Annotated in this window: 11 protein-coding genes; 7 read left to right on the top strand and 4 right to left on the bottom strand. The window is 70.1% G+C overall.

Translation table 11 applies throughout. The features are described from left to right. Positions 1 to 97: 97 nt before the first annotated feature. From GUY59_RS23125 to ilvC, 4 genes are all read left to right on the top strand, one after another. Positions 98 to 2,701 (top strand): putative bifunctional diguanylate cyclase/phosphodiesterase, encoded by a 2,604-nt coding sequence (locus tag GUY59_RS23125; protein ID WP_252374848.1) that lies wholly within the window; start codon positions 98 to 100, stop codon positions 2,699 to 2,701. Positions 2,702 to 2,905: 204 nt separating this feature from the next. Continuing rightward, the gene (locus GUY59_RS23130) at positions 2,906 to 4,645 is read left to right on the top strand and encodes an acetolactate synthase large subunit (protein ID WP_138199766.1); all 1,740 of its coding nucleotides are present in this window, start codon (positions 2,906 to 2,908) and stop codon (positions 4,643 to 4,645) included. After that, positions 4,638 to 5,162, top strand: a complete 525-nt coding sequence (gene ilvN, locus GUY59_RS23135) for an acetolactate synthase small subunit (protein WP_132333991.1) — start codon at positions 4,638 to 4,640, stop codon at positions 5,160 to 5,162. The genes GUY59_RS23130 and ilvN overlap by 8 nt, the downstream gene beginning before the upstream one ends. Before the next feature lie 23 nt (positions 5,163 to 5,185). Beyond that, the gene (gene ilvC / locus GUY59_RS23140; RefSeq protein WP_138199817.1) at positions 5,186 to 6,169 is read left to right on the top strand and encodes a ketol-acid reductoisomerase; all 984 of its coding nucleotides are present in this window, start codon (positions 5,186 to 5,188) and stop codon (positions 6,167 to 6,169) included. A gap of 47 nt (positions 6,170 to 6,216) precedes the next feature. Here ilvC and GUY59_RS23145 read toward each other — a convergent pair whose 3' ends face one another. The 3 genes from GUY59_RS23145 to GUY59_RS23155 form a co-directional block, all read right to left on the bottom strand. Further along, on the bottom strand, positions 6,217 to 7,173 hold the full coding sequence (locus GUY59_RS23145; RefSeq protein ID WP_138199818.1) for an NAD(P)-dependent alcohol dehydrogenase: 957 nt from the start codon (positions 7,171 to 7,173) through the stop codon (positions 6,217 to 6,219). A gap of 331 nt (positions 7,174 to 7,504) precedes the next feature. Next, on the bottom strand, positions 7,505 to 8,347 hold the full coding sequence (locus tag GUY59_RS23150) for an NAD(P)H-binding protein (protein WP_138199767.1): 843 nt from the start codon (positions 8,345 to 8,347) through the stop codon (positions 7,505 to 7,507). A 43-nt stretch (positions 8,348 to 8,390) separates the two neighbouring features. Beyond that, positions 8,391 to 9,575 carry an epoxide hydrolase family protein gene (locus GUY59_RS23155; protein WP_138199768.1) on the bottom strand — a complete coding sequence of 395 codons (1,185 nt, stop codon included), beginning with the start codon at positions 9,573 to 9,575 and terminating at the stop codon, positions 8,391 to 8,393. Between the two features lie 61 nt (positions 9,576 to 9,636). Here GUY59_RS23155 and GUY59_RS23160 point away from each other — a divergent pair, with 61 nt between their 5' ends. After that, entirely contained in the window at positions 9,637 to 10,611 is a 975-nt protein-coding gene (locus tag GUY59_RS23160) for a helix-turn-helix transcriptional regulator (protein ID WP_138199769.1), read from the top strand. Between the two features lie 153 nt (positions 10,612 to 10,764). Here GUY59_RS23160 and GUY59_RS23165 read toward each other — a convergent pair whose 3' ends face one another. After that, the gene (locus GUY59_RS23165) at positions 10,765 to 10,968 is read right to left on the bottom strand and encodes a hypothetical protein (protein ID WP_138199770.1); all 204 of its coding nucleotides are present in this window, start codon (positions 10,966 to 10,968) and stop codon (positions 10,765 to 10,767) included. Between GUY59_RS23165 and GUY59_RS23170 the strand changes: the two genes are divergently transcribed. Both GUY59_RS23170 and GUY59_RS23175 read left to right on the top strand, forming a co-directional pair. Next, a complete protein-coding gene (locus tag GUY59_RS23170) occupies positions 10,967 to 11,659 on the top strand; it encodes a TetR/AcrR family transcriptional regulator (protein WP_138199771.1) in 693 nt (230 codons plus the stop codon). The genes GUY59_RS23165 and GUY59_RS23170 overlap by 2 nt on opposite strands. A 135-nt stretch (positions 11,660 to 11,794) precedes the next feature. Beyond that, positions 11,795 to 12,760, top strand: coding sequence for an NAD(P)-dependent alcohol dehydrogenase (locus GUY59_RS23175; RefSeq protein WP_138199772.1), 966 nt, complete (start codon positions 11,795 to 11,797; stop codon positions 12,758 to 12,760). The last annotated feature ends 23 nt before the right edge of the window (positions 12,761 to 12,783 follow it).

Genomic DNA, 12,783 nt, shown 5'->3' on the forward strand with positions numbered 1-12,783 from the left:
CACACACTGGCGAAGTGTCCGCCGGGCTTCGGCGGTCGTGAGTGCAGAGCACGAGACGGGATGGGCGACGACTGTGATCCGCTGGCGTGATCCAAGGGTGCCGCTGACCGCGGCGGCGGCGGTCGGCGTGGTGGCGTTCGCCGCCGCGCTCCTCGCGGACGGTCAGGCCTTGCTCACCGGCGCGGTCGCGGGAGGGCTCGCGGCGCTCGCCGCCGCCGGCGCCCTGCTGATGGCCTCGGTGAAGCCGGCCGTGCCTCGGCCCATGGCGATGGGCGCGCGCTGGATGGGCGGCGGCGCCGTCATCTGGGCCGCCGGCGTGGCGCTGCGTCCCTTCGCCGAGAGCTTCGTGGTCAGCTTCGCCGACATGTTCGTGCTGCTCGGCGCCGGTGTCACGGCCGGTGGCGCACTGATCGCCGCCGACCGCAAGTTCCCGGCAAGAGCCGTTTTACGGCAGGTCACCGATGCCTACCTGTGCGCCGCCTCGCTCTTCCTGATCGGCTGGGTGGTGGCGCTTCGCCATGTCTACGCCAACGCCGCCGACCCCGCCGCCTTCACCTTCGTGATGTTGCCGCCGATGATCGCGCTGCTGGTCACGTTCGCCGTGATTCCGTCCGTGCTCACCAGCAAGGCCGGCTCATGGCTGCTCGGGCTGGCGGGCGTCGGCGTGCTCGCCACCATGACGGTGGCCAGCCTGGCGGTCGGCGTGGCGCGGCTCGACGGCGGCGAGGCGCCGCTGTGGAGCGTCATGCTCGCGCCGGTCGCGTTCCTGCTGCTGGCCGCCGTCCCGTGGGGGCCGCGCGGCGGGCAGGCGGGCGGCTCCGCCGTGGCCGGCGTGATCGGCGTGGTGCCGCTGGCGCTGGTCGCCGTCGCGGCCTGCACGCTGCTCGCGCACCTGGCGGGCGGGCCGAAGGGGCCGGCGATCACCGGCGTCGTGGTGGTCGCGGTCTCCGTCGTGCTGCTCCTGCTCGTACGCCTGTTCGTGGCGTCGGCGACCAACCTGCGCCTGCGCGGTCTGGTCAAGCTCGGCGAGCGGCAGCTCAGGGAGCTGGCGGAGAGCACCGGTGACGTGGTGCTGCTCTGCGACTACGAGGGCGTGGTGCGCGAGATCGGCGCCGGGGTCGAGGCCACCTACGGCTACCGCCCCGGCCAGCTGGTGGGCGGGTCGATCTTCGACTACATCCACCCGGAGGACGTGCCCGGCATCCAGGTCGCGATGCGGGCCATGCACCTCGACGAGGAGGGCGTCTCGCCGGGCGCCTGCCTGATCGCGTGCCGGGTGCGGGCCGCCGACGGCACCTGGCGCCCCACCGAGTCGGTGGCGACCCGCCACGTCCGCGGCGACGAGCTGATGCTGGTGACCACCAGAGACGTCAGCGACGAGGAGGCCCTGCGCAACCAGGTCGCCCACCTGACCTTCCACGACGGCATCACCGGGCTGCCCAACCGCGCCTACTTCGAGGAACGCACCCGTGAGGTGCTCTCGGGCCGCACGCCGGGCACCGGAGGGGCCAACGTCGCGGTGATCTTCCTCGACCTCGACGGGTTCACCTCGGTCAACGACTCCGTCGGCCACGCCAGCGGCGACTACCTCCTCGGCCAGGCCGCCAGGCGGCTGCGCGGCGCCGTGCGGGCCGACGACACGCTCGCCCGGTGGGGCGGGGACGAGTTCGCGGTGCTCGTGGAGACGGGCGGCGAGGCGCAGCTCGCGGTCGACCTCGCCGAGCGGCTCGTCCGCGCGGTCTCGCAGGAGCCGTTCCGCGTCGCCGACCGCGACGTGGCGCTGACCGCCAGCGTGGGCGTGGCCTTCACCGAGGACGACATGCCGGCGGGCGACCTCATCCGCAACGCCGACGTCGCCATGGCACGCGCCAAGGAGCTCGGCGGGAGGCGGGTCGAGGTGTTCGCCGCGCAGATGCACGCCGACGTCGTACGCCGCCTGGAGCTGGCCGCCGACCTGCAGCGGGCGCTGATCGAGCAGCAGTTCGCCATCGAATACCAGCCGGTGGTCGACCTCGCCACGTCGCGGGTGACCGCGGTCGAGGCGCTGGTGCGGTGGTGGCGCGGGTCGGTGTTCGTGCCGCCCGAGCAGTTCCTCGGGCCGGCCGAGGACACCGGCCTGATCGTGCCGCTGGGCGAGTGGATCCTGCGCGAGTCGTGCCGCGAGGTGGCCGCCTGGCGGGCCGAGTCCTGGGACATCGGCCTGTCGCTCAACCTGTCGGCCCGCCAGATCACCGCGCCCCGGTTCGTCGAGACCGTGGAGGAGGCGCTGGCCGAGAGCGGGCTGCCCGCCTCCGCGCTCACCCTTGAGGTGATCGAGGAGATGCTGGTCGAAGACGCCGAGGAGACCATCAAGCGGCTGTCCGAGCTGCGCGCGCTCGGCGTGCGCCTGGCCATCGACGACTTCGGCACCGGCTACGCGTCGCTGGCGTTCCTCCGGCAACTGCCCGTGGACATGATCAAGATCGACCCGTCGTTCGTGTCAGGGCTCGGCAAGGACGACACACTGACGCTGCTTACACGCACGATCGTGCGGCTCGGCCACGACCTCGGGCTCATCGTGGTGGCCGAGGGCATCGAGCGCCCCGAGCAGCTCGAACTGCTGAAGGAGATGGGCTGCACGCGGGGACAGGGCTTCCTGGTGGCCAGGCCCATGGCGGCCCGGGGCGTCGACTCTCTGATGCGGACGAGTCTCACCGTTTGAGACATGTGTCCACCAAGTTGACACTGGGGCGTTCGGAGCGGCTATCGTGTAAGCCATGCTTCGCAGTGAGATTCTCGTAGTACTTCGCCGGCGCGCAGGCCGATAGCGAAGCACGACGACCTGCGCGCCGCCCCAGGCCCACCGTCCGGTGGGACGGGGCCTTTTTTATGTCCTAAAGCGAGTAGCCACGCAAGGAACGAGCCGATGACCGAACGCATGACAGGTGCGCAGTCCCTGGTGAGGGCGCTGGAGCACATGGAAGTCGACACAGTGTTCGGGATCCCAGGCGGCGCCATTCTGCCGGCCTACGATCCTCTCTACGACTCGACCAAGGTCCGGCACGTCCTCGTACGTCACGAGCAGGGCGCCGGCCATGCCGCCGAGGGTTACGCGCAGGCGACGGGCCGGGTCGGGGTCTGCATGGCGACCAGCGGGCCCGGCGCCACCAACCTGGTGACGCCGATCGCCGACGCGTACATGGACTCGGTGCCGATCGTGGCGATCACCGGGCAGGTGGCGAGCGCGGCCATCGGCACCGACGCGTTCCAGGAAGCCGACATCTCCGGCATCACCATGCCGATCACGAAGCACAACTTTTTGATCATCGATCCCGCGGACATCCCGCGTACGATCATGGAGGCCTTCCACATCGCCTCGACCGGCCGTCCGGGTCCGGTGCTCGTGGACATCTCGAAGGACGCGCTGCAGGCGGAGACCACGTTCAGCTGGCCGCCGACCATGCAGCTGCCCGGCTACCGCCCCGTCACCAGACCCCACTCCAAGCAGATCCGCGAGGCCGCCAAGCTGATCGCCGAGGCCAGGCGCCCGGTCCTGTACGTCGGCGGCGGCGTGCACAAGGCGCGTGCGTCGGCCGAGCTGCTCCAGCTGGCCGAGCTGACCAACATCCCGGTCGTCACCACCCTGATGGCCAGGGGCACCTTCCCCGACAGCCACCCCCAGCACATGGGGATGCCGGGAATGCACGGCAGCGTCTCGGCCGTCGGCGCGCTCCAGCAGTCCGACCTGATCGTCGGCCTGGGCGTGCGCTTCGACGACCGGGTGACCGGCCACCTGTCGTCCTTCGCGCCGCGCGCGAAAGTCGTGCACGCCGACATCGACCCGGCGGAGATCTCGAAGAACCGCCACGCCGACGTGCCGATCGTGGGCGACTGCAAGGAGGTCATCGGCGACCTCGTCGCCACGATCGAGGCGTCGGGGGAGCGCGGCGACTACGCCGACTGGTGGACGGTGCTCCGGGGATACAAGACCACCTACCCGCTGGGCTACGACACGTTCGAGGACGGCTCGCTGGCCCCGCAGTACGTGATGGAGCGGCTGAGCGCCATCGCCGGCCCCGACACCTACTACGTGGCCGGGGTGGGGCAGCACCAGATGTGGGCCTCGCAGTTCATCGGCTACGAGAAGCCGGGCACGTTCATCAACTCCGGCGGTCTCGGCACCATGGGCTTCGCGGTGCCGGCCGCGATGGGCGCGAAGATGGGCCGCCCCGACGCCACGGTGTGGGCCATCGACGGTGACGGCTGCTTCCAGATGACCAACCAGGAGCTGGCCACCTGCGCGCTCGAGGGCGTGCCGGTCAAGATCGCGGTCATCAACAACGGTAATCTCGGCATGGTCCGCCAGTGGCAGACGCTCTTCTACGACGAGCGTTACTCCAACACCGACCTGCAGACGACGCGCCGCATCCCGGACTTCGTCAAGCTGGCCGAGGCCTATGGTTGTGTGGGCCTGCGTTGCGAGCGTCCAGAAGACGTCGACGCGACGATCGAGAAGGCCATGGAGATCAACGATGTTCCCGTCGTGGTCGACTTCGTCGTCCACCAGGACGCCATGGTCTGGCCCATGGTCGCGGCGGGCACCAGCAACGACGACATCAAGGTCGCCCGTGACATGGCGCCGAAGTGGGAGAACGAGGATGAGTAGACACACCCTCTCCGTGCTCGTCGAGAACAAGCCGGGCGTGCTCGCGCGGGTGTCGGCGCTGTTCAGCCGCCGGGGCTTCAACATCGACTCGCTGGCCGTCGGGCCGACCGAGCACGACGACATCTCGCGGATGACGATCGTGGTCAACGTCGAGGAGCTGCCTCTTGAGCAGGTCACCAAACAGCTCAACAAGCTGGTGAACGTGCTCAAGATCGTCGAGCTCGACCCGGCGCAGTCCGTGCAGCGCGAGCTGACGCTGATCAAGGTCAAGGCCGACGCCGACAGCCGCTCCCACGTGCTGGAGCTCGTCCAGCTCTTCCGGGCCCGCTGCATCGACGTGGCGTCCGACGCCGTGACCATCGAGGTCACCGGCACTCCCGACAAGCTCGAGGCGTTCGTGAAGGTCCTCGAGCCGTTCGGTATCAAAGAACTCGTACAGTCGGGCATGGTGGCCATCGGCCGCGGCGCCCGTTCCATCACCGACCGGTCCCTCAGGGCACTGGACCGTACCGCCTGAAAGGTTTTGAGCAAGTGACCGAGATCTACTACGACGACCAGGCCGACCTGTCGATCATCCAGGGGCGCCACGTGGCCGTGCTGGGGTACGGCAGCCAGGGCCACGCCCACGCGCTCTCCCTGCGTGACTCCGGCGTCGACGTGCGCGTCGGCCTGCCGGAGGGCTCCAAGAGCCGCGAGAAGGCGGAGAACGACGGCCTTCGCGTCGTCACGCCGTCCGAGGCGGTCGAAGAGGCCAACCTCACGATGATCCTGGCCCCCGACCACATCCAGCGTCAGCTGTTCGCCGACCACGTGGCTCCCAACCTCGTCGAGGGCGACGCGCTGTTCTTCGGGCACGGCCTGAACATCCGCTACGGCCTCATCGAGGCCCCCGAGGGCGTCGACGTCTGCATGGTCGCGCCCAAGGGCCCCGGCCACCTCGTGCGCCGCCAGTTCGAGGCGGGCCGCGGCGTGCCGGTCCTCGTGGCCGTCGAGAAGGACGCCTCCGGCAAGGCGCTCGACCTCGCGCTGTCGTACGCGAAGGGCATCGGCGGCACGCGCGCCGGCGCGCTGCGCACGACGTTCAAGGAGGAGACGGAGACCGACCTGTTCGGCGAGCAGGTCGTCCTGTGCGGCGGCGTGTCCGAGCTGATCAAGGCGGGCTTCGAGACGCTCATCGAGGCCGGCTACCAGCCGGAGGTCGCCTACTTCGAGTGCCTGCACGAGATGAAGCTGATCGTCGACCTCATGTACGAAGGCGGCCTGTCGAAGATGTACTGGTCGGTGTCCGACACCGCCGAGTACGGCGGCTACACCCGCGGCCCGCGCGTCATCGGTGAGGAGTCGCGCCAGGCGATGCGGGAGATCCTCGCCGAGGTCCAGGACGGCACCTTCGCCCGGCAGCTCGTCGAGGAGTTCGACGGCGGCCAGAAGGAGTTCCACCGCAAGCGCGACGAGCTGGCCGAGAACCCGATCGAGAAGACCGGCGCCAAGCTCCGCCCGATGATGAGCTGGCTGAAGGCCTGACGTTCGCCGGAGCCGGCGGGCGGGGCGATGAGACTTCCGCCCGCCGGCTATCCGATCTCCACGACCAGTTTCCCGCGTACGCCACCGGCCTCCAGGGCGCGGTGGGCCTCGACGATGCGCGACAGCGGATGGACCGCGTGGACGAAGGGTTTGATCGTTCCGTCCTCCACCAGCCGGGTCAGCTCCGCGAACAGCGCGTGGGTGGGTATGCCGCTGAAGAAGCGCACCCGCCGTCGGCCGTACACCGCCGACGCCATCATGTACGACAACGACGCCACCATGTGGTCCAGGTCGAAGGCGATCGACACCATGCGCCCTCCCGGCGCGAGCAGCCGCCGGTAGGCGTCGATGTCGGTGCCCACCGTGTCGAGCACGACGTCGAACCCGCCGAGGTCGGCGGGGCCGGTGGTGGCGTAGTCGAAGGCTTCGTGCGCGCCGAGCTCCCGGACGAACCCGAGGTTCCCGCTTCCGGCGAGCGCGGTGACGTGGGCGCCGTACGCGCGTCCGAGCTGTACGGCGACATGGCCGACGCCGCCGCTCGCGCCGCGCACCAGCAGCCGCTCGCCCGACGTGAGCCGGGCCTTGTCCCGCAGCGCGGTGATCGCCGTCGTGCCGGCACCCGGCAGGGCCGCCGCCCGTACGAGGTCCAGTCCGTCCGGGGCGAAGGCCAGGTAGCGGGGGCGTACGACCACGAACTCGGCGGCGGCGCCGAACACCCTCGGCAGCCCGCCCCAGACCCGGTCGCCCACCTTGAGCCCGGACATGGGCGAGCCCAGGGCGGCCACCTCGCCGGCGAAGTCGATCCCCGAGCGTTTGGGCCACCCGCGTCCCATGAGGTCCGTCGCGAACCGCACCCGGCCCGCGCGGCCATGGCCGTCGCCTCCGTTGACGCTGCCGGCGTGGACCCGGACCAGTACCTCGCCGGGCCCGGGGGCAGGGGTCGGCACCGTGCCCTCGTACAGCACCTCCGGAGGGCCGTACCGGTCGAAGAGGGCCGCACGCATCTCTGTCGCTGTCCGCATGCTGGTGAGGCTAGGCGGTGAACGGGGGCGCCGGTCCGTCCTGGTCTAATGTGAGAGACATGCCCGCTGCTTCCTCCCGGATGCGGCCTGCCGCGGCAGGCGCGGCCGGGCTCCGCGCCGACGCGCGACCGCGGCTCATGAGCTGGGGCCCCTGATCGTCGGAGACGGCCACAAGTGGTCGCTCATAACAGAATCTCGGGCGGTCGAACGCATGCGAGGTCAGATCGTGGCGACCGACCTGCCGGTGCGTGATGATGCGGATTTCGACCTGTGAGCAGTGCTGGGCCAGAACCCGTCTTGGTGGCCACCTGGCTCAGTTGGTGAAGTCGGCCCGATGGTCCGCGGCCCATTGGGCGTAGGTGCGCGCGGGGTGCCCGGTGACCTGTTCGATGACGTCATTGACCGGCGCGGGCTTGCCGACCGCCTGCGCCATGAGACCGAACAGCGCCGCCAGGAACTCGTGGTCCATGAACCGGCTCATTTGCTGCAGCACGGGTTCCGGGTCGACGTCCTCGACGGTGAGCGGACGCTCCAGCGTCTCACTGAGGATGCGGACCTGTTGTGCCTGGGTGACCGACTCGAGGCCGGTCAGGTCGTGGGCCTGCCCCGCGTGCCCGCCGTCGACCAGGATCCGCGCGGCCACCTCGGCCACGTCCCTTTCGTGCACCGCGCTGAAGGCGGCTTCCATGTACGGCGCGCGGATGACGTCACCGCCCTGGAGCTGCATCGCGAACGTCAACGAATTGATGGCGGGGAACAGCAGCCGCAGGAAAGTCCACTCGATCCCGGACGCCTCGATGGCCCGCTCGACGTCGCGGTGATACTGGGCGATCACGTCGGGTTGCCGCTCGGCGCCCGGGACGACCGCACCTGAGGACAGCAGCACCACCCGTTGTACCTCGGCCTGGGCCGCGGCGTCCAGCAGCGGAGCGAGGTCCAACCCGTACTGCGGAACCAGGAAGGCGGTTTCGACGCCGACCAGTGCGGTGGGCAGGGTCTCGGGCTTGGTCAGATCGCCCCGGACGACCTCGGCTTGCGCGGGGAGTCCGGCCCGCTCCGGGGTGCGGGTGAGCGCCCGCACCGGCGCGTTCGCGGCGACCAGTTCCTCCACGGTCTGACGTCCGAAGTGGGCGGTGGCGCCGATGACGAGATACATAAGGGGTTCCTTGTCGTAGGAGGGCGGTGGGTTGGCTGAGGTGTCAGCGCACCTTGCGGAAGAACTGCCGGAGGTCGCCGACGAGGAGGTCGGGTGCGTCGTGCGCGGCGAAGTGGCCGCCCCGGTCGTAGGCGTTCCAGGAAATGATGTTCTTGTGGTCGCGGTCGGCGAACGTCCGGATCGACTGGTAGTCCCAGGCGAAATTGGCCAGTCCGAGAGGCACGGTGGTCGGCTCGGGCACGGTCGTTCCCCTGCCGTTGGACTTCTGCCGGGCGGGGGTCGTCGCCGCGTCCTCGTAATAGAACCGGGCGGCGGAGGCGGCGGTGTTGGTCAGCCAGTACATCATCACGTTGGTGAGCACGAAGTCCGGGTCGAGCGAAGCACCGAGGAGCTGGGCGTGCCAGCCCAGGAGGCCGGTCGGGGAGTCGGCCAGGGCGTGCGCCAGACTCTGCGGCTCGGTGGAGTGGAGCTTGTCGTAGGCGCCCCGGTTCTGGGTGAACCACTCGGCGAACGCGAGCTTGCCGCGCTCCTCCTCGCTGAGTTCGTCCAGCTCGGCGGGGTCGCCTGAGGGGAATGAGAAGACCTGCGTCACATGCACACCGCAGACGTGCTCGGGGTCGGCTCGGCCCACCTCCGGCGAAATCAGCGATCCACCGTCGTTGCCGGCCGCGCCGTAGCGGTCGTATCCGAGCCGGCGCATCAGCTCGGCCCAGCCCCGGGCCACCCGGTACCGGTCCCAGCCGCGTTCCAGGGTCGGTCCGGAGAAGGCGAAGCCCGGCACCGACGGAATGACCAGGTGGAACGCGTCCGCCGGGTCGCCGCCATGGGCCCTCGGGTCGGTGAGCGGGCCGATCACGTCCAGCCATTCGACCGCCGAGGTAGGCCAGCCGTGGGTAAGGATAAGCGGTGTCGCGTCCGGCTCCGGTGACCGCACGTGCAGGAAGTGAATGTTCTGGCCGTCGATCTCTGTGGTGAACTGCGGGTACGCGTTCAGCTTGGCCTCCCAGACACGCCAGTCGTACCCCGTGCGCCACCGCTCGACCAGCTGCTTGACGTAGCCCACCGGGACGCCGTATTCCCAGCCGGCCGGCACCGGGCCGGCCGGTGCCGGCTCGCCGGCGGGCAGTTCCTCGGCCCACCGGGTCCGGGCCAGCCGCTGCTGGAGATCGTCGAGGTCGGCTTGAGGGATCTCGATCCGGAACGGGGTGATCGTGCTGTCGTTCGTCATGGCTCTAACCTAGGAGCCGAATAGGCAAGGTTCGTTCCTAATAGAAGTGCAGGCTCGAAGAATGTTGGAAACCTCGGCGCGGCTGCTGCGCCTGCTCTCGCTCCTGCAGACACCCCGCGACTGGACCGGCGCCGAACTGGCCGAGCGGCTGTCGGTCAGCACCCGGACCGTCCGCAACGACGTTGAACGCCTGCGAAACCTCGGCTACCCGGTGGACGGCACGCGAGGCGCCGTCGGCGGCTACCGGCTCGGTGCCGGGGCCACGCTGCCGCCCCTGTTGCTCGATGACGAGGAGGCGGTCGCGGTGGCGATCGGGCTCCGCACGGCGGCCGGAGGCACGATCACCGGAGTCGAGGAGACCTCTCTGCGCGCGCTGGCGAAACTGGAGCAGGTGCTGCCGGCCCGCCTCCGCCGCCGCGTCAACGCCCTCCAGCGGTACGCCGTCTCGGTACCCCGGGACGACCAGGGCCCGCGGGTGGACGCGGACACGCTGAGCGTCCTCGCCGCCGCCTGCCGCGACCACGAGCGCCTGCGATTCGACTACCGAAGCCATGATGACTCCGCGAGTCGGCGCGAGGTGGAACCGTACAGGCTCGTCAACTGGGGACGGCGGTGGTACCTCGTCGCGTTCGACGTCGAGAGGGCCGATTGGCGTACGTTCCGGGTCGATCGGCTCCATCCGCGCACCCCGACGGGTCCCCGGTTCGCCCCAAGCGAACTGCCCGAGGAAGCCGTCGACCAGGTACGCCGGGGCGTGTCGTCGGCCGCCTGGCGACACCGGGCCCGGGTCGTGGTGCACGTACCGGCCGAACGGCTCGCCGAACGGATCAACGCCGCCATCGGGGCGATAACGCCGGTCGACGACACCCGTTGTCTGCTGGACACCGGCGCGGACAGCATCGAGGTGCTCGCCGTTCACCTCGGCCTACTCGGCGTCGACTTCACCGTGACGGAACCCGCGGAACTCGTCGAATTCGTGCGTGAACTCGCCGGCCGCTATCACCGCGCCACGACCTCGGGCGACCTGGACGAGTGACGCGCCGGGTGAGGCGGCAGACGAACGGGATGTTTCGGTTCGGCACCAGCGAGGCGTCGACCGGGCCCGGCCCTGCTTCATCTCGGGGCCGTGTGTCTTCACGCGCCGAGCGCACGCTCGCCTTGTCCTCCTCCGCGGAGATGCCGAAGGCCGTCATGGAGGTATTCCGGCCTCCGCGGGCACCGCCTCGAACGTCAACGGTCGCGTCAGCAGGTCCCCGAGCAGGCGGGTCTGGGCAGAGGGAGAGGTGCGTTCGGGGCCGGTCAGCGCGTAAGCGCAGCCGTCATGCCCCGTCGACAACAACGCGACGCCGTCACCGCGACCGGCCGGTCCGTCCTGGTCTAATGTGAGAGACATGCCCGCTGCTTCCTCCCGGATGCGGCCTGCCGCGGCAGGCGCGGCCGGGCTCCGCGCCGACGCGCTGCACAACCGCAACCGCATCCTCGAAGCCGCGCGTGAGGCGTTCGGCGCACGCGGCCTCGACGTGCCGATGGCCGCGATCGCCCGCCGTGCCGGCGTCGGCGTGGCGACCCTCTACCGGCGGTTCCCCACGCGCGAGTCGCTGGTCGAGGAGGTGTTCGCCGACGAGCTGAACGTGTGCAGCTCGGCCATCGACGACGCGCTGGCCGACGCCGACCCGTGGCGGGGGTTCTGCACGGTCATCGAGCAGGTGACCACGATGCAGGTGGTCGAGCGCGGCTTCAGCGCGGCGCTCCTGACGCGGTTCACCGCCGAAGGCACCGTGGAAGGTACGGAGGAAGGCACCGTGGAAGGCGCCGAGGACGTGCGGGCGCGCTCCGAACAGCGGCTCGCCGAGCTGGTACGCAGGGCGAAGGCGGCCGGGCGGCTGCGTGCCGACTTCGACAGGTCGGATCTGACCTTGTTGCTCATGGCCAACGGCGGCCTGGCCGCCGGCTCCACTGAGGTGAGGTTGGCCGCGTCCCGGCGGCATGTCGCGTACCTGCTGGAGGCCTTCCGCGCCGACCGCACCGCCCCCGCCGGCCCGCTGCCGCCACCCGCCCCGCTCGGCCCGTACCCGATGTGGTGAGCCGCGCGGGGCGGCGGTCTCCTGCGCTGAGCCATCGGCCGGCTGAACAAGACGCGCGCGTGCATTGTTCGCGGGAGGAGCGGATGCTACCGTCCTTTCATATGTAAGAAAACTCTTACACATGACAGGAGATCCATGAAGGCCATCCGCTACCGTGCCTACGGCCCGCCCGACGTGCTTGAGCTGCAGGAGGTCGGCAAGCCGGAGGCGGGCGACGACGAGGTGCTCATCCGGGTGCGCGCGGCCTCGGTCAACCCGGGCGACTGGCACCTCATGCGCGGCTCGCCGTACATCTTCCGCGCCGTGGCCGGGCTGACCCGGCCCAAGGCGCACGTGCTCGGCTTCGACCTGGCCGGGCAGGTCGAAGCGGTGGGCAAGGACGTCACCAAGTTCCAGCCCGGCGACGAGGTCTACGGCGTGTGCAAGGGGGCGTTCGCCGAATACGTCACCGTGCCCGAGGGCGGGCCGGTGGCGCGCAAGCCGGCCGCGCTGACGTACGAGGAGGCGGCGGCGGTGCCCACGGCCGGGCTCACCGCCTTGCAGGGCGTCCGCGACAAGGCTCAGGTCGGTGGGCGCAAGGTGCTGGTGAACGGCGCCTCCGGCGGGGTGGGGACGTTCGCCGTGCAGCTGGCCAAGGTTCTCGGGGCCGAGGTGACGGCCGTGTGCAGCGGGCGGAACGCGGATCTGGTCCGGTCGATCGGCGCCGACCACGTCATCGACTACACCAAAGAGGATTTCACCCGAAGCACGCAGAAATATGACCTCATTCTCGACAACATTGCCAATCGCTCGTTAGCCGCCTGCAGGCGCGTGCTTGCCCCGCGCGGCACCTTCGTGCACAACAGCGGCTCCGGCGGCCCCTGGGTCGGGGTCGTGGGGCGGATCGTCCTGCTGCTCGTGTCGTCCCTGTTCGTACGCCAGAAGCTCGTCTCGCTCATGACCAAGGAGAACGCCGACGACCTGGCCGCCCTCGGCCGGATGCTCGAATCCCGGGACATCACCCCCGTCATCGACCGGACCTATCGGCTCAGCGACGTCCCCGACGCCGTCGGTTATCTCGAACGGGGGCACGCCAGGGGAAAGGTCGTCATCACGCTCTGACGCGGCCAACGCGGCGCCATCCT

This window comes from Nonomuraea sp. K271, assembly GCF_009908215.1.
GTDB lineage: Bacteria > Actinomycetota > Actinomycetes > Streptosporangiales > Streptosporangiaceae > Nonomuraea > Nonomuraea longispora.